Annotated in this window: 19 protein-coding genes; 11 read left to right on the top strand and 8 right to left on the bottom strand. The window is 60.7% G+C overall.

Going from position 1 to position 21,237, the window contains the following annotated elements; all coding sequences use genetic code 11:
- Positions 1-116 precede the first annotated feature (116 nt).
- The 3 genes from yjgA to egtB all read left to right on the top strand — a co-directional run bounded on the left by yjgA (position 117) and on the right by egtB (position 3,065).
- Complete coding sequence (gene yjgA / locus V7756_RS10330) at positions 117-647, top strand: ribosome biogenesis factor YjgA (RefSeq protein WP_335610078.1); 531 nt, start codon at positions 117-119, stop codon at positions 645-647.
- 196 nt (positions 648-843) lie between these two features.
- Positions 844-1,824 (top strand): L-histidine N(alpha)-methyltransferase, encoded by a 981-nt coding sequence (egtD, locus tag V7756_RS10325; RefSeq protein WP_335610077.1) that lies wholly within the window; start codon positions 844-846, stop codon positions 1,822-1,824.
- On the top strand, positions 1,821-3,065 hold the full coding sequence (gene egtB / locus V7756_RS10320; RefSeq protein WP_335610076.1) for an ergothioneine biosynthesis protein EgtB: 1,245 nt from the start codon (positions 1,821-1,823) through the stop codon (positions 3,063-3,065). Before egtD ends, egtB begins: the two co-directional genes overlap by 4 nt.
- Positions 3,066-3,139: 74 nt before the next feature.
- On the opposite strand, the gene V7756_RS10315 is transcribed toward egtB, so the two are convergent.
- From V7756_RS10315 to bioB, 8 genes are all read right to left on the bottom strand, one after another.
- Positions 3,140-4,945, bottom strand: coding sequence for a phenylacyl-CoA dehydrogenase (locus V7756_RS10315; RefSeq protein ID WP_335610075.1), 1,806 nt, complete (start codon positions 4,943-4,945; stop codon positions 3,140-3,142).
- A 245-nt stretch (positions 4,946-5,190) separates the two neighbouring features.
- Positions 5,191-5,859, bottom strand: a complete 669-nt coding sequence (locus V7756_RS10310; RefSeq protein WP_335610074.1) for a putative metalloprotease CJM1_0395 family protein — start codon at positions 5,857-5,859, stop codon at positions 5,191-5,193.
- A 173-nt stretch (positions 5,860-6,032) separates the two neighbouring features.
- Positions 6,033-6,341 (bottom strand): hypothetical protein, encoded by a 309-nt coding sequence (locus V7756_RS10305; protein ID WP_335610073.1) that lies wholly within the window; start codon positions 6,339-6,341, stop codon positions 6,033-6,035.
- Positions 6,342-6,418: 77 nt separating this feature from the next.
- Entirely contained in the window at positions 6,419-7,099 is a 681-nt protein-coding gene (gene bioD / locus V7756_RS10300) for a dethiobiotin synthase (RefSeq protein WP_335610072.1), read from the bottom strand.
- Between the two features lie 10 nt (positions 7,100-7,109).
- Complete coding sequence (gene bioC, locus V7756_RS10295; RefSeq protein ID WP_335610071.1) at positions 7,110-7,946, bottom strand: malonyl-ACP O-methyltransferase BioC; 837 nt, start codon at positions 7,944-7,946, stop codon at positions 7,110-7,112.
- The gene (locus tag V7756_RS10290; RefSeq protein WP_335610070.1) at positions 7,904-8,614 is read right to left on the bottom strand and encodes an alpha/beta fold hydrolase; all 711 of its coding nucleotides are present in this window, start codon (positions 8,612-8,614) and stop codon (positions 7,904-7,906) included. Before V7756_RS10290 ends, bioC begins: the two co-directional genes overlap by 43 nt.
- Entirely contained in the window at positions 8,601-9,788 is a 1,188-nt protein-coding gene (bioF, locus tag V7756_RS10285) for an 8-amino-7-oxononanoate synthase (protein WP_335610069.1), read from the bottom strand. The genes V7756_RS10290 and bioF overlap by 14 nt, the downstream gene beginning before the upstream one ends.
- A 104-nt stretch (positions 9,789-9,892) precedes the next feature.
- Positions 9,893-10,942, bottom strand: a complete 1,050-nt coding sequence (bioB, locus tag V7756_RS10280) for a biotin synthase BioB (protein WP_335610068.1) — start codon at positions 10,940-10,942, stop codon at positions 9,893-9,895.
- Between the two features lie 89 nt (positions 10,943-11,031).
- On the opposite strand from bioB, the gene V7756_RS10275 reads away from it, so the two are divergent.
- The 8 genes from V7756_RS10275 to V7756_RS10240 all read left to right on the top strand — a co-directional run bounded on the left by V7756_RS10275 (position 11,032) and on the right by V7756_RS10240 (position 21,201).
- Complete coding sequence (locus V7756_RS10275) at positions 11,032-11,751, top strand: ComF family protein (protein ID WP_335610067.1); 720 nt, start codon at positions 11,032-11,034, stop codon at positions 11,749-11,751.
- Between the two features lie 71 nt (positions 11,752-11,822).
- Entirely contained in the window at positions 11,823-12,803 is a 981-nt protein-coding gene (locus V7756_RS10270) for a serine/threonine protein kinase (RefSeq protein WP_335610066.1), read from the top strand.
- An 87-nt stretch (positions 12,804-12,890) separates the two neighbouring features.
- Complete coding sequence (locus tag V7756_RS10265) at positions 12,891-14,693, top strand: acyl-CoA dehydrogenase (protein WP_335610065.1); 1,803 nt, start codon at positions 12,891-12,893, stop codon at positions 14,691-14,693.
- Between the two features lie 158 nt (positions 14,694-14,851).
- The gene (gene mscK / locus V7756_RS10260) at positions 14,852-18,292 is read left to right on the top strand and encodes a mechanosensitive channel MscK (RefSeq protein WP_335610064.1); all 3,441 of its coding nucleotides are present in this window, start codon (positions 14,852-14,854) and stop codon (positions 18,290-18,292) included.
- An 88-nt stretch (positions 18,293-18,380) separates the two neighbouring features.
- Positions 18,381-18,947 (top strand): elongation factor P-like protein EfpL, encoded by a 567-nt coding sequence (gene efpL, locus V7756_RS10255; protein WP_335610063.1) that lies wholly within the window; start codon positions 18,381-18,383, stop codon positions 18,945-18,947.
- A 217-nt stretch (positions 18,948-19,164) separates the two neighbouring features.
- Complete coding sequence (locus tag V7756_RS10250; RefSeq protein ID WP_335610062.1) at positions 19,165-20,307, top strand: PepSY-associated TM helix domain-containing protein; 1,143 nt, start codon at positions 19,165-19,167, stop codon at positions 20,305-20,307.
- Positions 20,304-20,486, top strand: a complete 183-nt coding sequence (locus V7756_RS10245) for a hypothetical protein (RefSeq protein WP_335610061.1) — start codon at positions 20,304-20,306, stop codon at positions 20,484-20,486. The genes V7756_RS10250 and V7756_RS10245 overlap by 4 nt, the downstream gene beginning before the upstream one ends.
- Before the next feature lie 49 nt (positions 20,487-20,535).
- Positions 20,536-21,201 carry an alpha/beta hydrolase gene (locus V7756_RS10240; RefSeq protein WP_335610060.1) on the top strand — a complete coding sequence of 222 codons (666 nt, stop codon included), beginning with the start codon at positions 20,536-20,538 and terminating at the stop codon, positions 21,199-21,201.
- Positions 21,202-21,237 lie beyond the last annotated feature (36 nt).

Below are 21,237 nucleotides of genomic sequence, written 5' to 3'. Positions count from 1 at the left end.
GTCGATTACCCCTGCGAGGGTCAGAACGGGTATCATTGGCGCCAGTGCGGCGGGCTTTCCCGGCAGCGCTTTGTCATTCACCCGTGCATTATTCCAACCGTTTCAGCAGGCAAGCCATGACCGAGTTTCACGAAGACGAATCCCTCGAACCCTCTGATGAAGGCAAGAGCAAGAGCCAGATCAAACGGGAAATGGATGCACTGCAGGAAATGGGGCGGCGGCTGCTGACGCTCAAACCCGACCAACTGAGCAAGCTGGAGCTGACCGACAAGCTGCGCCTGGCACTGGCTGAAGCGCCGCGGCATACCGCGCGCGGTGCACTCAAGCGTCATATGAGCTTCGTTGGCAAGCTGGTGCGCGATCAGGACACCGACGCCATCCAGACCTATCTTGACCTGATCGACAGCAGCACCAAGGAGCACGCCCAGCATTTCCACCAGATGGAACGCTGGCGCGACCGTCTGCTGACCGGGCGCGCCGATGAACTCGAACTGTTCATCATTGCCTACCCCGCCGCAGACCGGCAGCAGATCCGCCACCTGGTAAGACAAGCCACCAAGGAAGCAGAGCAGAACAAGGCACCGGCAGCGTCACGCAAACTGTTCAAGATGATCCGCCAGTTGGTAGACAGCGCCAAGGGGTTGTAAGCACCCGTGCGCACACGCCTTCAAGAGTCCCCTCCCTCGACTCCTGAAGGCGAGCAGACCGCAGGAGCAGCGTTCTGAGACCAGCGGTACTACGTCACAGGCTCAACCCCAAACCCATGCAAGCATTGGCAGAATCCGGTCGCGACTGCTAGGTTTTGAAGACATGCGTCTTTGACCTGCAGAGGATATAGCCTACGTGAGCCTTGCCCTTGACCTGCCCAGACTCCAGACCGCATTGCGGCTGCCGACTCAGGATGAGCGCCAGCAACTCTTGCACGGTTTGTTGCAACCCCGCGCCCATATCGACTCCAAATACTTCTACGATGACCGTGGTTGCGAACTGTTCACCGCCATTTGCCGACTCGACGAGTATTATCCCACCCGTACCGAGGCGCGGATTTTTTCCCAGCACAGGGAGGCCATTGCCGAACAATTACCTGGCCACATGCAGTGGATCGACCTGGGCTGCGGCGACTGCCGGAAAACCGAAGACTGGCTGAGCGCCGTCGCCCCGGCGCGCGTCATCGGCGTGGATATTGCCGGCGAGTTTTTGCAGACCTCGCTCGCCGAGGTAGCCCAGCGCCACCCGCAGCTCGAATGCATAGGCGTGGTCAGCGACTTTACCCAGCATCTGGACCTGCACGAATTGCTCGCCGAGCGACCTTCGGCGCCACCCGTTTTCTTCTACCCGGGCTCGTCCATCGGCAACTTCGAGCCGCGCGCAGCCATGCGCTTTCTGCGCCGGATACGCGCGCATTGCGGCCAGCACGGCCGATTGCTGATCGGCGCCGACCTGGTCAAACCGCGGGACATACTGGAGGCGGCTTACGACGACGCTAGCGGCGTCACCGCCGAGTTCAACCTGAATGTGCTTAACGTGGTCAACCGCGAACTCGATGCGGATTTCAACGCCGCGCATTTTCGCCACTTTGCTCACTTTGACGAAGCCCATCGGCGGGTCGAAATGCACCTGGTATCTGCCCGTGAGCAGAACGTCAACCTAGGCGTACACGCCAACCGCCGCTTCGGCGCCAATGAACACATACTCACCGAATATTCGCACAAATACAGCCTGGACGAGTTTCGTGCCCTGCTCGCTGCCAGCGGTCTGCGCTGCAGCCATTACTGGACCGATCCGCAGGACTGGTTTGGTGTCTTCCTCGCGGAGCCTGTATGAATCAGCCAGCCCCTTTTCCCGACACGGCCACCTTGGCCAGCCATCCTCAGGGTGATGACAACAGCCTGGCGTTTCGCTATGCAAAAACCCGTGCCTACTCGCAGGAACTCATTCGCGGCTTGAGTGCGGAAGATTGCCAGCTGCAATCCATGGCCGATGCCAGCCCACTCAAATGGCACCTGGCGCACACCACCTGGTTTTTCGAGACCTTTGTGCTCGGCGCACTCAACACACCACCACCGGTGCTGGACCCGCGTTATCGCGTACTGTTCAACTCCTACTATGTGGGAGTGGGCGAACGGCACACACGCGCGGATCGCGGTTTGTTGTCGCGCCCCTCACTTGAGGAAATATTGCACTACCGCCAGCATGTCGACCGCCAGATGCTGTCGCTGCTTGCCGATCCGGCCGCGTTGGGCGCACTGGCGCCGCTGATAGAACTGGGCCTGCAGCATGAACAGCAGCACCAGGAGCTGATGCTGACCGATCTGAAACACCACTTTTCCTGCAATCCCCTGTATCCGGCCTGGCGCAGCAAGGCGCCGGAGCAACCCAGCACCACAGTCACCCAGCAGGCGATGCAGTTCAGTACGCTACAGGGAGGACTCTGCGAAGTTGGACATGCGGGAGACGGATTCTGCTACGACAACGAAGGGCCCGCGCACCGGGTCTGGCTAGAGCCATTTCAGCTCGCCACGCGCAACGTGAGCAACGGCGACTTTCTGGCATTTGTTGCCGACGGAGGTTATCAGCGTCCGGAGCTCTGGCTGTCAGATGGCTGGGACTGGGTGAACGAGCAGCGGGTGCGCGCGCCCCTGTACTGGTTGCACCGTGATCAACAATGGACGCTGTTCACCCTGGCCGGCGAACAACCTCTCAATCACGAGGCACCGCTATGTCATGTCAGCCTGTACGAGGCTGACGCTTTCGCACGCTGGTCCAAGGCGAGACTGCCTACCGAGATGGAGTGGGAACATGCTGCCCGAGAACAACCAGGCCTGGCAGGACTGTTCGGCGAAGTCTGGCAATGGACCAACAGCGCCTACTTGCCCTACCCCGGTTACCAGCCTGCCGCCGGCGCGGTTGGAGAGTACAACGGCAAATTCATGATCAACCAGATGGTCCTGCGCGGCAGTTCCTGCGCTACGCCCCAGGGCCATAGCCGCCCCAGTTACCGCAATTTCTTTCCGCCTTCAGCGCGCTGGCAATTCAGCGGTATTCGCCTGGCACGCGATTTGTAAACGAACATTGGCACAAAAAAAAAGGCCGCCCCGGTAACCGGGGCGGCCTTTTTCAATTCACACGGACTGAAGAATCAATAGCCCAGCGCGAAGTTCTCGGCATCCATGTCCATCAGGTTGTCGGCACCGGACAGCATGCTTTCAACGTGAGTGCGGGTACGCGGCAGGATGCGCTGGAAGTAGAAGCGCGCAGTCTGCAGCTTGGCCGTGTAGAACGCTTGCTCGGAAGTACCTTCGGCCAGCTTGGCCGCCGCAACCCGAGCCATGTCAGCCCAGAAATAAGCCAGGCAGGCGTAGCCGCTGTACATCAGGTAATCAACCGAGGCAGCACCGACCATCTCCCGATCCTTCATGGCCGCCATGCCCACTTTCATGGTCAGCTCGCCCCATTCCTTGTTCAGTTGTGCCAGCGGCGCAACAAACTCGGAGATGGACTCGTTACCTTCGTTGTTCTGGCAGAACTTGTGGACGATCTTGGTGAAGCCCTTGAGCGCTTCGCCCTGGCTCATCAACACCTTGCGACCCAGCAGGTCAAGCGCCTGAATACCGGTAGTGCCTTCGTAAAGCATGGAGATACGGGCATCACGCACGTTCTGCTCCATGCCCCATTCGGCGATAAAGCCGTGGCCGCCATAGATTTGCACGCCGTGGTTGGCGGCCTCAAAGCCAACTTCGGTCATGAAGGCCTTGGCAATCGGTGTCAGCAGCGCCAGCAGGGCATCAGCCTGTTTCTTCTGCTCGGCATCCTGGCTGTTCTTGACGATGTCGACCTGCTTGGCGGTGAAATAGACCATTGCCCGGTTACCCTCGGCAAAGGCTTTCATGGTCAGCAGCATGCGGCGTACGTCAGGGTGAACGATAATCGGATCAGCGGCCTTCTCGGGCGCTTTGGCACCGGTCAGAGCGCGCATCTGCAGACGATCACGGGCGTACTGAATACCACCCTGGAAACCGACTTCGGCATGGGCCAGGCCCTGCAGGGCGGTACCCAGACGGGCGGTGTTCATGAAGGTGAACATGCAGTTCAGACCTTTGTTCGGCGGCCCGATCAGGAAACCGGTAGCGCCGTCGAAGTTCATTACGCAGGTCGCATTACCGTGGATACCCATCTTGTGTTCCAGCGAACCACAGGTAACGCCATTGCGCTCGCCCTTCTCGCCTTCGGCGTCAGGCAGGAACTTGGGAACGATAAACAGCGAAATACCCTTGGTGCCGGCAGGGGCATCGGGCAGACGCGCCAGAACGATATGGACGATGTTCTCGGCCATGTCGTGCTCACCGGAGGAGATGAAGATCTTGGTGCCGGAGATCTTGTAGCTGCCGTCAGCCTGTGGCTCGGCCTTGGTGCGCAGCATGCCCAGATCGGTACCGCAATGGGACTCGGTCAGACACATGGTGCCGGTCCACTGACCGGAAACCAGCTTGGTCAGGTAGGTGTGCTTCTGCTCATCGGTGCCGTGCTCGTCCAGGGTGTTCATGGCGCCGTGAGACAGGCCGGGGTACATGCCCCAGGACCAGTTGGCCTGACCGACCATTTCGCTGATCGCCAGACCCAGAGATTCGGGCAGACCCTGGCCGCCGTGGTTGACGTCATGCGCCAGGCTCGGCCAGCCACCTTCAACGTACTGCTGATAGGCTTCCTTGAAACCGGTAGGCGTAGTCACGCCTTCAGCGCTCCAGGTACAGCCTTCGCTATCGCCGCCGCGGTTCAACGGAGCAATGATCTGCTCGCAAAATTTGGCACCCTCTTCCAGGATGGCGTTGACCATGTCAGGCGTTGCGTCTTCGCAACCAGGCAGACTCTGGTAATGCTCTTCATAACCCAGAAGCTCATCGCGAACAAAACGGATATCACGCAGGGGGGCCTTGTAATCGGGCATGGTGCTTGACCTCAACAGTAGTATCAGATGCAAGGGCAGCCGAAGCTGCATTTGGTACTGCAAAAACAGCACTTTCAAACATGTGTTTGAAACATACGTTTACGCCAAGTGAAAGTCAACCCCCGCATGAATACCAGATTATAAACAGGGCTGACTTTGCATCACCGACGCTGCCATGAGGGTACGACGGCAAGTACGGGAAAGTAGAAGACGGAACCGGTGCGCGCAGAACAGCGGGCGGAATATCAGGCGCGCTGGGAGAAAGCCTGGTCGGCGGCGTCAATGGAGCCGGCAATATCGCGATACAGCGTGAGCTCGCGAGAACGATCCGGGGCTGTGCCAGGCGCTTCGTTATCGCCTTGCTCGCCGGCGCTCTCGTCAGATTGCGCTGACGCCTCGCTCTTCGCGCTATCGGAGGGTTCAGGCCCCCGCGTAGCCAACTCCGCACGGGCCTGGGCAATCGCCTGGGCCGCTTGCGCCGCGACCGTCCGATCCTGCCCGGAGGGTTCGGCCGGCGCCAGCGCGGCACGACGGACCTGCTCCATCTTGTCGATAGTCGCCTGTGGATCGCCAGGCACCGGGGCCGTGTCGATACCCACCTCACCGCCAACTGCGTAGAGCTTTCCGTCGGGCCCGCGGGTGTAGTCGTATTGCACAGAGCCCGCGTGCTGGCCACCGACTGCCATGTGCGCCTGCTCATGCGCACGCACCTCACGGTCACGCGCGGACAAGTCCTGAATCTCTTGCTGGGTAACGCGCCGCAGCTCGCTTTCAGCATTGGCCAATTGAGCGCGCTTGCTCTTCTCGGCCTCGGTAGCGGCATTTTCCGGCTGATCGGTCGCGCTCGGGGTAGCAGCACCTTGCGCGCTTTCATCCACTGGCGGAAAACGGCCGGGCTCGGCCTTGGCTTGCACAAGGGTACTTGCCGGCGCGCCGACCGAAATCGACGCCGGAACGAAAGAAGGGGAATATTTAGCGGCGCTGAAAGCACCAACACTCATCATAAACAGACCTCAGCGGGCCAGGTTTTGCCAATCAGACATACTGCAGCGGCGCCCGGCCAGGACTCGAATGCCGTTTACATATCTCAGACGGTGACGTCGAGCAGGGTACCCAGGACTTCATCGGCGGTATCGATAATCGAGGCACCGGCCTGTGCTTCCTGACGGCCCTGTTGCAGCTCGACCATGCTATCAACCAGGTAGACCGGGCGCGCGCTTTCAACCGGAGCGCTGGCCGCTGCCTGGCCGGTGGCTGGCTGAGTAGGTATCGGGTTTGGCGACACCGGATCGACGGCTGTTCCCGCCCGCGCAATGTCGGACGCTGCGTTGGTCATACGATTCTGACCCTGACGCACACTGGTCAGGCCAGATGAAATCAAGTCGAGGGTAGCCATGCACAACCTCTATTAATGGAAGAACCTGCACCCATTCAAGCACAAATGGCCACTATTGAGTATCACCGCCGGTCAGTTCAGATCAGCGGGCCGATATCCAGATAGGCCGCCACAGCTGCGGCGCTGGCCGGCTGCAGCCGCGGTACGCGACCCAGAAACGGCGCCTTGATCAGTTGCTGCAGCGTAGCCAGATTCTCGTCTGGCCGACTCATATCGGCATCCACCTGGTTGGCTACCCAGCCCGCCACCTCAAGGCCGTCAGCGGCGATCGCTTCACAGGTCATCAGGGCATGGTTGATACAACCCAGACGCATGCCTACCACCAGGATCACTGGCAACTGGAGATCTCGCGCCAGCCCGGACAGCAGCTCGTTGTCATTCAACGGGACGCGCCAACCGCCTGCACCTTCTACCAGGGACAGGTCGGCCTTGCGCTCGAACACTTGTCGGCAGGCATTTGCCAGCAACTCCAGCGTCAGTGCCGCACCCTCTTCCTGCGCGGCAATATGCGGCGCAATAGCTGCTTCCAGTGTCACCGGGTTGATCAGCTCGTACGCCAGTGCCGGGCTGCACTCAGCCTGCAGCACCAGCGCATCCTCATTGCGCAGGCCCTCGGCGGTACGCTCACAGCCCGCTGCCACCGGCTTGACTGCCGCCGTACTCAGCCCGGACTCGCGGGCGGCATGCAGCAGCGCCGCCGCTATAGTGGTCTTGCCTATCTCGGTGTCGGTACCGGTAACAAAGTATCTTTTGGACATGCGTGGCTCCTCAAGCCTGATCAATACCCTTGAACAACAATACCTGCGCCACCTGATAGGTCGCCGGCAAGCCGGCTGTCTGGCGCTGGCTTTCATAAGCCGTGGTAAGCGCACGCAGCCTGGCGCGGCCGGTCAGGCCACTGGGTCGACCGGCGTTCAGATTGTGGGCGCCCAGGGCCTTGAGCTCGTGGGTGAGCTCACTGACCTGGCCATAGTGCAGAACGTGCGCCTCCACCTCGCAGTGCCAACGGGCGAAACCGGCCGCGGCCAGCATCGCCTGCAATTGTGCCAGCGGCATGAAACGATTGACGTGTACAAAGCCGTCGACAGCCTGCCAGGCAGCGCGCAGCTCGCCGAGCGTACCCTCTACCAAAGTGTTGAACGCCATGCAGCCGCCCGGACGCAAGACTCTATAACCTTCACTCAGCGCCAACGGCAATTGCGGACACCATTGCAGCGCCAGACTGGAAAACAGCAGGTCCTGACTGGCCGAGCGTAGCGGCAGGCTTTCCGCATCAGCTGCAACCCAGCCTAGCGCTGCCGGGCTGCGATCACGCGCGTAACGCAGCATCCCTTCGGCGATGTCCAGTCCCAGCACAGGTAAGCCGAACCGTTCTGCCAGCGCGCGGGTGAAATAGCCGGTGCCACAGCCAATATCCGCCAATTGGCTGAGCTGTTCAGCCTCAGGCAACCGCGAAAGCAGATTATTGCCCACCTTGCGCTGCAACTCGGCCACCTGGTCATAGGTGCCGGCAGCCCGACTGAATGAGGCCGCGACCTGGCGCTTGTCGATGGCAGCGCTATTCACGTCTGCTGCACCCAGTTGCTGATCTGCTGTGCCAGCCACTCTGGTTGCTCCAGCGGCAATGCATGGCTGGACTGCGGATGCACAGACACCTTGGCCTGGGCATTGAGCGCCTGCAGTTCAGCCGCCACAGTTGACGGCACCAGGGCATCCTGTGCCGCCAGACAATGCAGCACCGGTTGCTCGCAGCGGCGCAAATGGACACGGTTATCCAGCACCCCCAGCAGTGCCAGGTGGTTCAACCGCTGCAGTGGGTCGGCGTCACTCCATTGCAGCTGTCGACTGACCTCACGCGGCTGCGCAGCACCCTGGGTTACCAGCAACGCAAAGCGTTTGAGGATTTTCTCCGGCTTTTCGCGCGCCTCGTTGAAGAACGCCTTGAAGGTATCGGCCGGCATGGCTTGAGACCAATCAGCGCGCGCTGCGAAACAGGCGTTGCTGGCGATAGTCGCCACGCCACAGAAGCGCTCGGGATAACGTCGCAGCAGCTGGATGGCCAGCACGCCGCCCAGCGACCAGCCAACCAGCCACCCGGGCTGCAGGGTACCGGCCAGCTGCTCCAGGTCAGACTCCAGATTCGACATCTGCATCGGCGGCAGTTCATGACTCACCACTGCATGATTCGGCAGGCTGGCCTGCAGCGTCTGTCGCAGGGCATCGAGATTGCTGGCCGCCAGCGCCCAGCCAGGCAGCAGATTAATCGTGTTCATGGGTATTCTCTTCGTCTGGCAACGCTGCCAGGGCTGCTTCCAGCGCCTGCAGCAGCTGCGCCACATCATCTTCACTGTGCGCGGCGGAAAGGGTCACCCGCAACCGTGCGGTACCACGTGGCACGGTCGGCGGGCGGATGGCGGTAACCAGAATACCGCGTTCACGCAGCGCTGCCGACAGGGCCAGCGCCCGGGCGCTGCTGCCCACCAGAATGGGTTGAATCGGGGTAGGGCTATCCATCAGCTGCAGACCCAACCCGGCAGCCCCGGTACGGAAACGCTTGATCAACTGCTGCAAGTGGCTACGCCGCCATTGCTCTTGACGCAGCAACTGCAGGCTCTTGAGCGTGGCACAGGCGACTGCCGGTGGCTGGCTGGTGGTATAGATGTAGGGGCGGGCAAACTGAATCAGACTTTCAATCAGCTCTTCACTGCCGGCAACAAAGGCACCTGCGGTGCCGAACGCCTTGCCCAGGGTGCCAACGAGTACCGGCACATCGTCCAGTCCCAGGCCGAAGTGCTCGACGATGCCGCCGCCCTGCTCACCCAGACAGCCGAAGCCGTGGGCGTCATCCACCATCAACCAGGCGCCGCGCTGGCGGGCCTCGGCGCAGAGTGCCGGCAGATTGGCGAGATCGCCATCCATGCTGAACACGCCATCGGTCACTACCAGTGTGTTGCCGGTCGCTTTGTCCAGCCGTGCGGCAAGGCTCGCCGGGTCGTTGTGCAGATAGCGTGAGAAGCGCGCGCCGCTGAACAAACCGGCATCGAGTAGCGAGGCGTGATTGAGGCGATCTTCCAGCACGGTATCGCCCTGCCCCACCAGCGCCGTGACTGTGCCCAGATTGGCCATGTAACCGCTGGACATCAGCAGCGCTCGTGGGCGGCCGGTAAATTCTGCCAGCGCCTCTTCAAGCTCGTGGTGCGGCGTGCTGTGGCCCACCACCAGGTGGGACGCCCCACCACCCACACCCCAGCGCCGCGCGCCAACCGCAAAGGCTTCGATCACCTCGGGGTGATTGGCGAGGCCGAGATAATCATTGTTGCAAAAGGCCAGCAACTCGTCGTCATCCACCCGCACGCTTACGCCCTGAGGAGCATCCAGCAAAGGCCGACGACGATAGAGATGGGCAGCCCGGCGCTCGGCCAGACGGGCAGACAGGTCAAAGGGCACGCGGAATACTCATCGATAGTTGAGCGGCAAGCTTCAAGCCAAAAGCGTGCCGCTACTGGTTGGCTTGTAGCTTGTAGCTTGTAGCTTGTGGCTTGTAGCTGGGTTCAACCCGCTGCTGCGTTGCTGAACAGGGCGCTGTCGCGCTGCTCGACCAGAGCCTGCTCGATTGCGGCCTGGTGCACCTCGTCGTCGTGCTCTTCGCGCTCTTCGGGTTTGATACCCAGACGCTTGAACAACAGCATGTCCTTTTCCGCCTGCGGGTTGGCGGTGGTCAGCAGACGCTCACCGTAGAAGATCGAGTTGGCGCCGGCAAAGAAGGCCAGCGATTGAGTCTGCTCGTTCATCTGCTCACGACCGGCAGACAAGCGCACATGCGACTTGGGCATCATGATGCGCGCGACCGCCAGGGTGCGGATAAAGTCGAAGGGGTCCACGTCCTCTGCGTTTTCCAGCGGGGTGCCCTTGACCTTCACCAGCATGTTGATCGGCACGCTCTCCGGGTGCTCCGGCAGGTTGGCCAACTGGATCAACAGGCCAGCGCGGTCTTCGACCGACTCGCCCATGCCCAGAATACCGCCGGAGCAGATCTTCATCCCGGCGTCCCGCACGTAGGACAGCGTCTGCAAACGGTCGCCATAGGTGCGGGTGGTAATGATGTTGCCGTAGAACTCGGGCGAGGTATCCAGGTTGTGGTTGTAATAATCCAAGCCGGCGTCGGCCAGTGCCGCGGTCTGCTCCTTGGTTAGCTTGCCCAGGGTCATGCAGGTTTCCAGCCCCAGCTCGCGTACGCCACGGACCATTTGCAGCACATAGGGCATGTCCTTTTCGGACGGGTGCTTCCAGGCCGCGCCCATGCAGAAACGCGTAGCGCCGATCTTTTTGGCGGCAGCAGCCTCATCCAGTACTTTCTGTACTTCCAGCAGCTTTTCCTTGTCCAGGCCCGTGTTGTAATGACCGGACTGCGGGCAGTACTTGCAGTCCTCCGGGCAGGCGCCGGTCTTGATCGACAGCAGCGTGGAAACCTGTACGCGGTTGGGATCAAAGTGCTCCCGGTGCACGGTCTGGGCGCGGAACAGCAGGTCGTTGAAGGGCAGGCGGAACAGTGCCAGCACGTCGGCGGGCGTCCAGTCGTGGCGAGTCACGGAGACGGTCATGGATAGGTGTCCTTTGATTATTGCTTGGAAGCCCTTATGGGTTCACTCTATGGCAAGCATGATAACGACGGCATGGAGGCTGTCAACCATTGATAGATTCAACAGTTTACAACTGGATAAAAAACAACCTACGTAGCTACTGCTTGCTGTGCGGGCTCCCGACTCGCCAACGCGAGCTCAGCTTGTGTAACGGTTGTCTGACCGATCTTCCCTGGCTGCAGGCCCACTGCCGCCAATGCGCTCTGCCGCTGCCCCAGGCCGACAGCCTGTGCGGCAAATGCCTGAATAACCCACCCCCTTTTCTGTATGCCACCGCGCCCCTTGCTTACCGCTTTCCGGTCGACAGCTTGATACCCGCCTTCAAATACCATCGTCAGAGCGCCTACGGCAGACTGCTCAGTCAGGTAATGAGGCTCAGCCTCAGCGACTACCTCGGGCACCATCCCGAACGCCGTCCCGACCTGCTGGTTGCCATGCCCATGCACCCGGGGCGTCAGGCGCAGCGCGGCTACAATCACGCCTTCGAACTGGCTCGTCCACTGGCCCGTGCGCTGGGCCTGGAGCTGGCGCACAACGCGTTGCAGCGCAGCCGGGCTACGCAACCACAGCAGGGCTTGAGCGCCAGCGAGCGCCGCCACAACCTGCATGACGCCTTTCACTGCCCCTGTCCGGAGCGGGTCGCCAGCCAACACATAGCGCTCGTCGATGACGTCATGACGACCGGCGTCAGCGCCGCCGAAGCCAGCCGCACGCTGCTGCGTGCTGGCGCCGCGTCAGTGCAGATCTGGTGCGCGGCGCGCACGCCCTGATTGCAGAGTTGCCACCTGCCCCCTGAGTTGTGCCACCATAGATACCCCTTTCTGACGCAGGCGAACCGGTTATGGACGCGCACCATCCCTTTGCTTTGCTCACTCCCGATACTGTACTTGATGCAGTCGAATCGCTCGGCTTCATTTCCGACGCGCGCACCCTGACGCTCAACAGCTACGAGAACCGCGTGTTCCAGGTCGGCATAGAAGATGCGCAGCCGCTGATCGCCAAGTTCTACCGACCGCTGCGCTGGAGCGATGAATCCATTCTCGAAGAGCATGAATTTTCGCTTGAACTGGTAGAGCGCGAGATCCCGGTCATCCCGCCGATGCAGATCAACGGCAAGACCCTGTTCGAGTTCGCCGGCTTCCGCTTCAGCCTGTTCAAGCGCTTTGGTGGCCGCGCACCCGAATTCGACGATCCGGATCACCTGCTGATGCTTGGCCGTCTCGTCGGCCGGCTGCACGCGGTCGGCGCCATGCGCCCCTTTGAGCATCGGCCGGAGCTGACCGTACAGACCTTTGGCACCGACAGTCTGGAGTTTCTGCGCGCTGCCAATGTGGTACCACAGGGCCTGCAGGCAGCCTATTTTTCCGTCGCCGATGATTTGCTCAAGGTCGTCGCCGAGCGCTTTGCCGCGCACCCTTGCACTACGCTGCGGCTGCACGGAGACCTGCATGTAGGCAATCTGTTGTGGCGCGATGAAAGCCTGTTCATGGTCGATCTGGATGACTGCCGACAGGGCCCGGCGATCCAGGACTTGTGGATGATGCTGTCCGGTGAGCGTGACCAGCGTCAGGCGCAACTGGCCGAACTGGCCGACGGCTACAATGAATTCTACGATTTCGACCCCAGCCAGCTGGCGCTGATCGAACCGCTGCGCAGCCTGCGACTGATCAATTACAGCGCCTGGCTGGCGCGGCGCTGGGACGACCCGGCCTTCCCGATGCATTTCCCCTGGTTTGCCAATGAACGCTACTGGGCCGACCAGATACTGACCCTGCGCGAACAGCGGGCTGCGATGGACGAGCCGAAGCTTCGGCTGTTCTGATCTGACTGCATAAAAGATATCAATGGCCATTCCCAGCTGAGGGATGAGCCAATACACTGCTTCGCGTTCAAATTTGAGGTGACCTCCATGACCGAGATACTGCTTGATCAACGCAACCTGGCCTTCGAACTCTATGAAGTGCTGGATGCCGAAGGCCTGACCCAGCGTGAGCGCTTTGCCGACCACAACCGGGAAACCTTCGACGCGGCCATTGGCACCGCCCGTACCATCGCTGAAAAACTCTTTGCTCCGCACAATCGCAAGAGCGACGAGAACGAACCCAAGTACGTTGACGGCGCAGCAGAGCTGATTCCGGAGGTCAAACCGGCTGTCGATGCCTTTCTGGAAGCCGGTTTCCTGAATGCCACCCGCACCTTTGAGCAGGGCGGAATGCAGATGCCAAACCTGCTGTCGCAGGCTTGTTTTGCGCACTTCCAGTCAGCCAACGCAGCGACCTCCTCCTACGCCATGCTGACCATGGGCGCGGCCAACCTGATCGAGAACTTCGGCACTGAAGAGCAAAAAGAGCGCTTCCTGCAGCCGATGATCGAAGGCCGTTTCTTCGGCACCATGGCGCTGACCGAGCCGCACGCAGGTTCCTCGCTGTCGGACATCCGCACCAAGGCAGAGCCAGCTGGCGACGGCAGCTATCGCCTCAAGGGCAACAAGATTTTCATTTCTGGCGGCGATCACCCGCTGTCGGACAACATCGTGCACATGGTGCTGGCCAAGCTGCCCGATGCGCCACCCGGCGTAAAGGGTATCTCGCTGTTCATCGTGCCCAAGTTTCTGGTCAACGACGACGGCAGCCTGGGCGAGCGCAATGACGTCACCCTTGCTGGCCTGTTCCACAAGATGGGCTGGCGTGGCACCACCTCTACTGCACTTAATTTCGGCGACAAGGACAACTGCGTCGGCTACCTGATCGGCAAGCCGCATCAGGGCCTGGCTTGCATGTTCCAGATGATGAACGAAGCGCGCATCGGCGTCGGCATGGGTGCGGTCATGCTCGGCTATGCCGGCTACCTCTACTCGCTGAATTACGCCCGCGAGCGTCCGCAGGGCCGCCTGCCCGATGGCAAGGATCCGACCGCGCCGCAGGTGTCGATCATCGAGCACACTGACGTCAAGCGCATGCTGCTGGCGCAAAAATCCTATGTTGAAGGCGCCTTCGATCTGGGCCTGTACGCCGCACGCCTGTTCGACGACACCGAAACCCTGGAAACCGAGGCTGAGCGCAAGACCGCGCTGGAGCTGCTGGATCTGCTCACGCCCATCGTCAAGGCCTGGCCGTCCGACTATTGCCTCAAGGCCAACGAACTGGCGATTCAGATTCTCGGTGGCCACGGCTACACCCGCGAGTATCCGGTGGAGCAGTACTACCGCGACAATCGTCTGAACCCGATTCACGAAGGCACCAATGGTATCCAGTCGCTGGATCTGCTGGCACGCAAGGTGGTGATGAACAACGGCTCAGCCCTGAAACAGTTGTCCGAGCTGATTCTCGCCACCTGCAAGCAAGCCGCCGTGCACCCCGAACTGAACGGCCTGCGCGAACCCCTGGAGAAACTGCTGGCGCACCTGGGCAAGGTGACGGTCGCGCTGCTGGGTGACATGGGTCAGGGCAAGGTGAATCAGGCCCTGGCCAACTCCGCGCTCTATCTCAAGGCCTTCGGTCACATGGTGATCGGCTGGCGCTGGCTGCAGCAAGCGGTGCACGCGCAGAACGGGTTGAACAGCGGCAACCCGGCTGATCATGACTTCTATCAGGGCAAGCTGCAGGCGGCGCGCTACTTCCTCAACTGGGAAGTGCCCTCCTGCCACCACGATCTGAACGTACTGGAAAATCGTGACCTCACCTGTTACGACATGCAGGACGCCTGGTTCTGAGGACGTGACTCGAGTCTGATCCGCTGCATCTGAGCAGGCCACCCTTAGGGTGGCCTGCTGCGTTTCAGGCCGTGGCAAAACCAGCCCGACAACGGCCGCTTCCCAAGAGGCAAGCGTACGGCTACCCTTCAGGTCAGGACCAATCAGGAACACCCTTCATGTCGCGTTTCTTGCCTTATCTGTTTACCTGCCTGTTCATGGGCACGCTACTTGGCGCCCTCCCAAGCTCCCCTGTTCTCGCCCAGGAGCAACCGCCGGCAAGTGACCTTGACCAACGTGTCGAGGCAGTAAAGGCCAGCATCGACGCGCTCGGTAACAGCTCTCTGGCCGAGCCGGAGAAGCGTGAGCTGAGCGAGCTGTACCAGAGCGCTCTGAACTATCTGGAACAGAGCATTCAGACCAAGGCAGACCAGGAAAAACTGCAGGAGAAAATCGCCAGCGCTCCGCGCGAGACTCAGAGCCTGCGCGCACAGCAGAATCAACTGGCCAAGCAGGACGCTTCCAGTAACGCCTTGCGCGAGCGCCTGCAAAATGCCGAGCTGCACAAACTCGAAGGTCAGTTGGCAGAACAGGTGAACCAGATGTTTACCTGGCAGAATGAGCTGACCGAGGTAAACGGCGAACTTATCGCGGCGCAAACACGACCTGAGCGCACTCAGGCCAGCGTATCCGAAAACCAGCAGCGCGCGCAGGCGGTCGCAGAGCAGCTACGCTCCCTGCAGCGCCAGGCGCCTACCCAGCAAAGCCGCGCGCGCATCGATGCGCTGCAGGCCGAACGCGACTATCTGCAGATAACCAGCGACCTGCTACGCCAGCGGCTTTCGGGCAACAATGCCCTGCAGGACCTGGCGACGCAGAAGAAAAACCTGCTGAGCCTGCAAATCAAGCAAATCGAAGCCGATATAAAAGTGCTGCAGGACGTGATCAACGACAAGCGCCGCAGCCAGTCGGAAAAAACCATTAGCGATGCCACTCTGCCGGAGGAACAGTCGCAGAATCAGGTGCTGCAGGAGCAGAGCCGGATCAATCGGCGATTGAGCGAAGAGCTGTTGTCGGCCACCAGTGAAATCGGTGAGCTGACGCGGCGCGTTATCGAAACCAAACAGCAAACCGAGCAGTTGACCCAGGTCGACAAGGCGCTGGAGCAACAGATAGAAGTGCTCGAAGGCAGCCTGCTACTCTCGCGCATTCTGCATCAGCAAAAGAGTGCCTTGCCCAAGGTCGAGATCGACAGCCGCATCGCCGATCAGATTGCTGACCTGCGCCTGCGTCAGTTCGAGCTGAACCAGCTGAGCGAGGCGCTCGGCAACCCCGACGCCTATCTCAATGATCTGCTACTGCAAATTCCGGTGCGGCAGCGCGATGCCTTGCGCCCTGGTCTTGAACAAATGGTCAACAGCCGGGTAGCTCTGGTCGAGCAGCTGAACAACAACATCAATACACTGATCAACCTGGCGATCAGCCTGCAGATCAATCAACGCCAGTTGCAGCAGCTCAGCAGTGATCTCAAACGCACCATCGATGATCAGCTGTTCTGGGTCGCCAGCGATCGACCGCTGGACAAGAGCTGGCTGCTCGGCTTCGCCGTACAGGCCAAACGTCAAATCGAAAGCCTGCAACTCAAGCAGGTAGCGCGTCGGGGCGTGGATACGCTCAGCCAGCAATACCCCTGGGTAATAGTTTACGGCGCGTTCCTGGCACTTTATCTGTGGCGCCAGGCCAGCATGCGGCGGCGGCTGAATTCCCTGCATGACGAAGTGGGTCATTTCCGCCGGGACACGCCCTGGCACACGCCTCGCGCGCTGGCGCTCACAGTCGCGCTGATCAGCCCTATCCCGCTGGCGCTGCTGTGTATCGGGCTGATAATGCATCGCGGCCTGGAACCTGCCATGCCGGCACTGGGACTGTCGCTGATGAAACTCAGCCTGGCCTGGTTCGTGTTGCACCTGCTGTATCGGGTACTCGACCCGCGCGGCATCGCTGCGCGGCATTTCCACTGGGAAGAGCGTCTGGTGCAACGGCTGCACAAGCTGGCGCGGCGACTGGCCTGGATACTGTTGCCGCTGGTGCTGGTCGCTGGCCTGCACGGCTCTTTACCGGAACAGATGAGCGGCGACGCGATTGGCCGCGCCATCATGCTCATCGGCATGTTCGCCCTGGCGGGCCTGCTGGGCCGCATGATGTGGCGCAGCGAACCGATATACAACTCTCGCATACTGCACTTCAGCGCCACCGCCGTATTGATTCTGGCGCCGCTTGCGCTGGCCGGCATGACCGCCTGGGGTTATCACTATACGGCGGTCAAGCTGGCTGAACGCTTTATCGACAGCCTGTACCTGATAGTGCTGTGGATGCTGGTAGAGGGCACAGTAGTACGCAACCTCAACGTGGCCGGCCGACGCCTGGCTTATCAGCGTGCGGTCGCCAAACGGCAGGCGGCGGAAACGCGCAGCAGCCAGGACAGCGAAATGCCCTCGGTAGAAGTACCGGAAATGAACATCCAGCAGATCAACCAGCAGTCGCTGCGTCTGGCCAAGCTGACGCTGATGATTCTCTTTATCGTGGCGCTCTATTTCACCTGGGCCGACCTGATCAGCGCGGCGTCCTATCTGGAGTCGGTCACGCTCTGGCAATACGAAGGGGACGGCATCACTACCGGCGACTCGGTCCCCATCAGCGCCGGCGATATTCTTGGCGCGCTGGTCACCCTCATACTGACCTTCACCCTGGCGCGCAACCTGCCGGGCTTGCTGGAGATACTGGTGCTCTCGCGCATGGAGCTGCGCCAGGGTACCAGCTACGCCGTCACTACCCTGCTGAGCTACGTGATAGTCGGATTTGGCCTGGTCAGTTCGCTTTCCACGCTTGGCGTGAGCTGGGACAAGCTGCAGTGGTTGGTGGCCGCCCTGGGTGTGGGGCTAGGCTTCGGTCTGCAGGAAATCTTTGCCAACTTCATTTCCGGCCTGATCATCCTGTTCGAGCGTCCGGTGCGCATCGGCGACGTGGTCACCATCGGCCCGCTTTCGGGCACCATCAACCGCATCCGTATTCGCGCCACCACCATCACCGATTTCGACAACAAGGAAATCATCGTTCCCAACAAGAACTTTGTTACCGAGCAGATCATCAACTGGTCGCTGCAGGACACCATTACCCGGGTAATCATCAAGGTTGGCGTGGCCTACGGCTCGGATGTGGCCAAGGTGCGCGAGCTGTTGAAGCAGATCGCGCAGAACAACCCGCGCGTGCTGAAAGACCCTGAACCCCTGGTATTCTTTCTCAACTTCAGCGACAGCACCCTGGAACATGAGCTGCGCGTGCATGTGAAGGAGCTGGCGGACCGCAACCAGGCCACGGACGAAATCAATCGCGAGATTGATCGCCTGTTCAAGGAAAACAATATCGAAATCGCCTTCCGTCAGCTCGACGTCAATCTGCGCAGCGGCAAGGGCCTGGAGAAACTGGTGCAGAGCTACCGCGTCGAACACCCCAACCGCGAGCAGGAACCCGCCGTTGCAGTCAAAGCCAGCGACCCCGACCCGGAAACACCAAGCGAGCGCAGCGACGATGAACCGGGTGGCGGCTCACCTCCACTCTGATGGGCAGCGGCAACCTGTTGCCCGCTTGCCGGGCGGCGGGGCCAGGCGCAAAATACGCGCCTCGTTCAACCCTGTTGAGTCACCCGCCATGCCCAGAGCCGCCGAACTGAAAAAAGGCCACATCGTTCAGATCAACAACCAGCCCTACATCGTCAGCCAGATCGAGGTGAAGAGTCCCTCCTCACGCAGCGGCACCACCCTGTACAAGGTGCGCTTCAACCACGTGCAGACCAAGCAGAAGCTGGACCAGAGCCTGACGGGCGACGACATGCTCAGCCCCATCGACTTCCAGAAGCGCCAGGTGCAGTTTCTCTATCAGGATGCCGACGGTTATACCTTCATGGATAACGAAGATTTTGCCCAATACACCCTGAATGCGGAACAGCTGGAAGATCAGCTGGATTACCTGTTCGACGGCATTGAAGGCCTGTACGGCTTGCTGGTAGAGGGCAATCTGGTAGGCATCGAACTACCGGCCGTGGTGGAAATGGCCATCGCAGAGACGCCACCCGCCATCAAGGGTTCGTCCGCCAGCGCCCGCACCAAGACGGCGCGCTTTGCCACCGGTCTGGAGATCCAGATTCCCGAGTATCTTGAAACCGGCGAAGTGGTACGCGTCAATACCGAATCCGGCAAATTCATGTCCCGCGCCTGATATCGGCCGTCTGGGCCAGTCTGCCAAGATCGGCCCGGACCAGTAGCTGCGCGGCCCAAGCCGACCGCGTTGTATTTTCAACTTTCATCGCGCAAAATACGACGCATTATCGTTATCAACAACAGCTTTCGGCTCCCTGCCGGCCGCCAGCGAGCACGGCTGCGTAAAGCGCGCTCACCGCGCCCAGCCGCCTACCCCAGGGACAGGACACGACCTAATGAACGTAAAAGCCTGGTTTCTGGTCCACAAATGGACCAGCCTGATCTGCACCCTGTTTCTGCTGATGCTGTGCATCACCGGTCTGCCGCTGATCTTTCATGAAGAAATTGATCACCTGCTGGAAGACGAGGTGGAGGCCCCCCCCATGCCTGCCGGCACACCGGATGCCAGCCTTGATCAAATCGTCAGTGCTGCCCTGAGCCAGCGCCCCGGCGAGGTGATACGTTTCATGTTCTGGGATGAACATCATCCGCACATGGCCTTTGTCAGCATGGCAGAGAGTCAGGATTCTCCGCCGGACGAAAACAACTCGCTGATCATTGATTCGCGCACAGCTGCCATTCTCGATGAGCCGGCGCCCGAGCGCGGCTTCATGTACGTCATGTTCAAGCTGCACGTGGATATGTTCGCCGGACTCCCAGGCATGCTGTTTCTGGGCTTCATGGGATTACTGTTCGTGATCGCCACCATTTCCGGCGTGGTGCTCTATGCGCCCTTCATGCGCAAACTCGATTTTGGCACCGTGCGGCGCCAGCGCAGCGCGCGTCTGAAATGGCTTGATCTGCACAACCTGCTGGGCGTGGTCACCCTGGTGTGGGTGCTGGTGGTGGGCCTCACCGGCAGCATCAATACCCTGAGCCAGATCGTGGTCGGGCTATGGCAGCGAGACCAATTGGCCAGCATGACCGCTGCTTACCAGAACCAGCCCGCGCCCGAGCAACTGGGCTCACTGCAACAGGCGGTAGAGGTCGGCAATGCAGTAGTGCACAACATGCACCTGAGCTTTATCGCCTGGCCAGGCGGCCAGTTTTCCAGCAAACACCACTATGCATTGTTCTATCGCGGTGATGAGCCGCTTACCTCACGCCTGCTGCAGCCGGTGCTGGTCGACGCCCAGACCAGCGAACGGCTGGAGCCGCAGCCGATGCCCTGGTACGTCCAGGCTCTGTTACTGTCGCAACCTCTGCATTTTGGCGACTACGGCGGCCTGCCGCTGAAGATCATCTGGGCGCTGCTGGATCTGGCCGCCATTGTGGTACTGGGCTCCGGCCTCTATCTGTGGCTGGGCCGCCGCAGTACCACAGCGCGCCGCATAGCCGAAGTGAGGAGCGGCGGTCTTAGCGAGGAGGCAAACGCATGACCGCTAGCCGCAAAGGACTCTGGCAAATCTTCCGCGCTCCGCTGCTGCTGGCAATGCTCAGCAGCGTAGGGCTGATCGCCGCGCTGATCGGCGATGGCGTCTTCGATCTGCTGTCCTGGCTGACACTTGGCAGCACCCTGGCGGTTATTATCTGGTATTGGGCAAAGCCGTCTGTGTAATCGTCCTGGTAAACAACAACGATTTTTCCGTATTCTCAAGGAGTACCGCATGTCCGCGCAGCCACACATCATTGAACCCGGCGCACCGGCCACCAGTTGCGTCATCTGGCTGCACGGCCTGGGCGCAGACTGCTTTGACTTCGTGCCGGTCGTGCAAGCGCTCGGCTTGCCGCAGAACCACGGCGTACGCTTCGTGTTCCCCCAGGCGCCTACTCGTCCGGTCACCATCAACGGCGGCTTCCCCATGCCCTGCTGGTACGACATTCTCGGCATGTCCCCCGCCCGGGCAATCAATCAGGCGCACATGGACGAAGCTGTGGCGCAGGTAAAGGGCCTGGTTGCCGATCAACAGGCCAAGGGCATCATGCCCAATAGGGTGATTCTTGCCGGCTTCTCCCAGGGGGGTGCAGTAGTGCTGACCACGGCGGTACATAGCGGGCTGCCGTTGGCCGGGGTGATGGCGCTCTCCACCTACTGCCCGGATCTTGGCAGCCTGTTGCGCAGCGCCAAGCAGAACACTGCCAAACCACCGATCTTTTGCGCTCACGGTCGCGCCGACGACGTGTTGCCCATGAGCATGGGCCTTGAGGCGCACGACCTGCTCAAGGCCGCCGGACATGACACCGAGTGGCACGAATATGCCATGGCGCACGAAGTCTGCCCGCAGGAAATAGCCGACATCCGCCGTTGGCTGATGGCCCTTCTCGCGCTCTGATAGGTTGGCGTCAGCCACCCATGCCTGATCAAAAAA

Origin of the sequence: Halopseudomonas sp. (genome assembly GCF_036961105.1) — a bacterium.
Lineage (GTDB): Bacteria > Pseudomonadota > Gammaproteobacteria > Pseudomonadales > Pseudomonadaceae > Halopseudomonas.
Note: the sequence above shows the minus strand (reverse complement) of the source record. Positions and strands in the feature narration are given on the sequence as shown.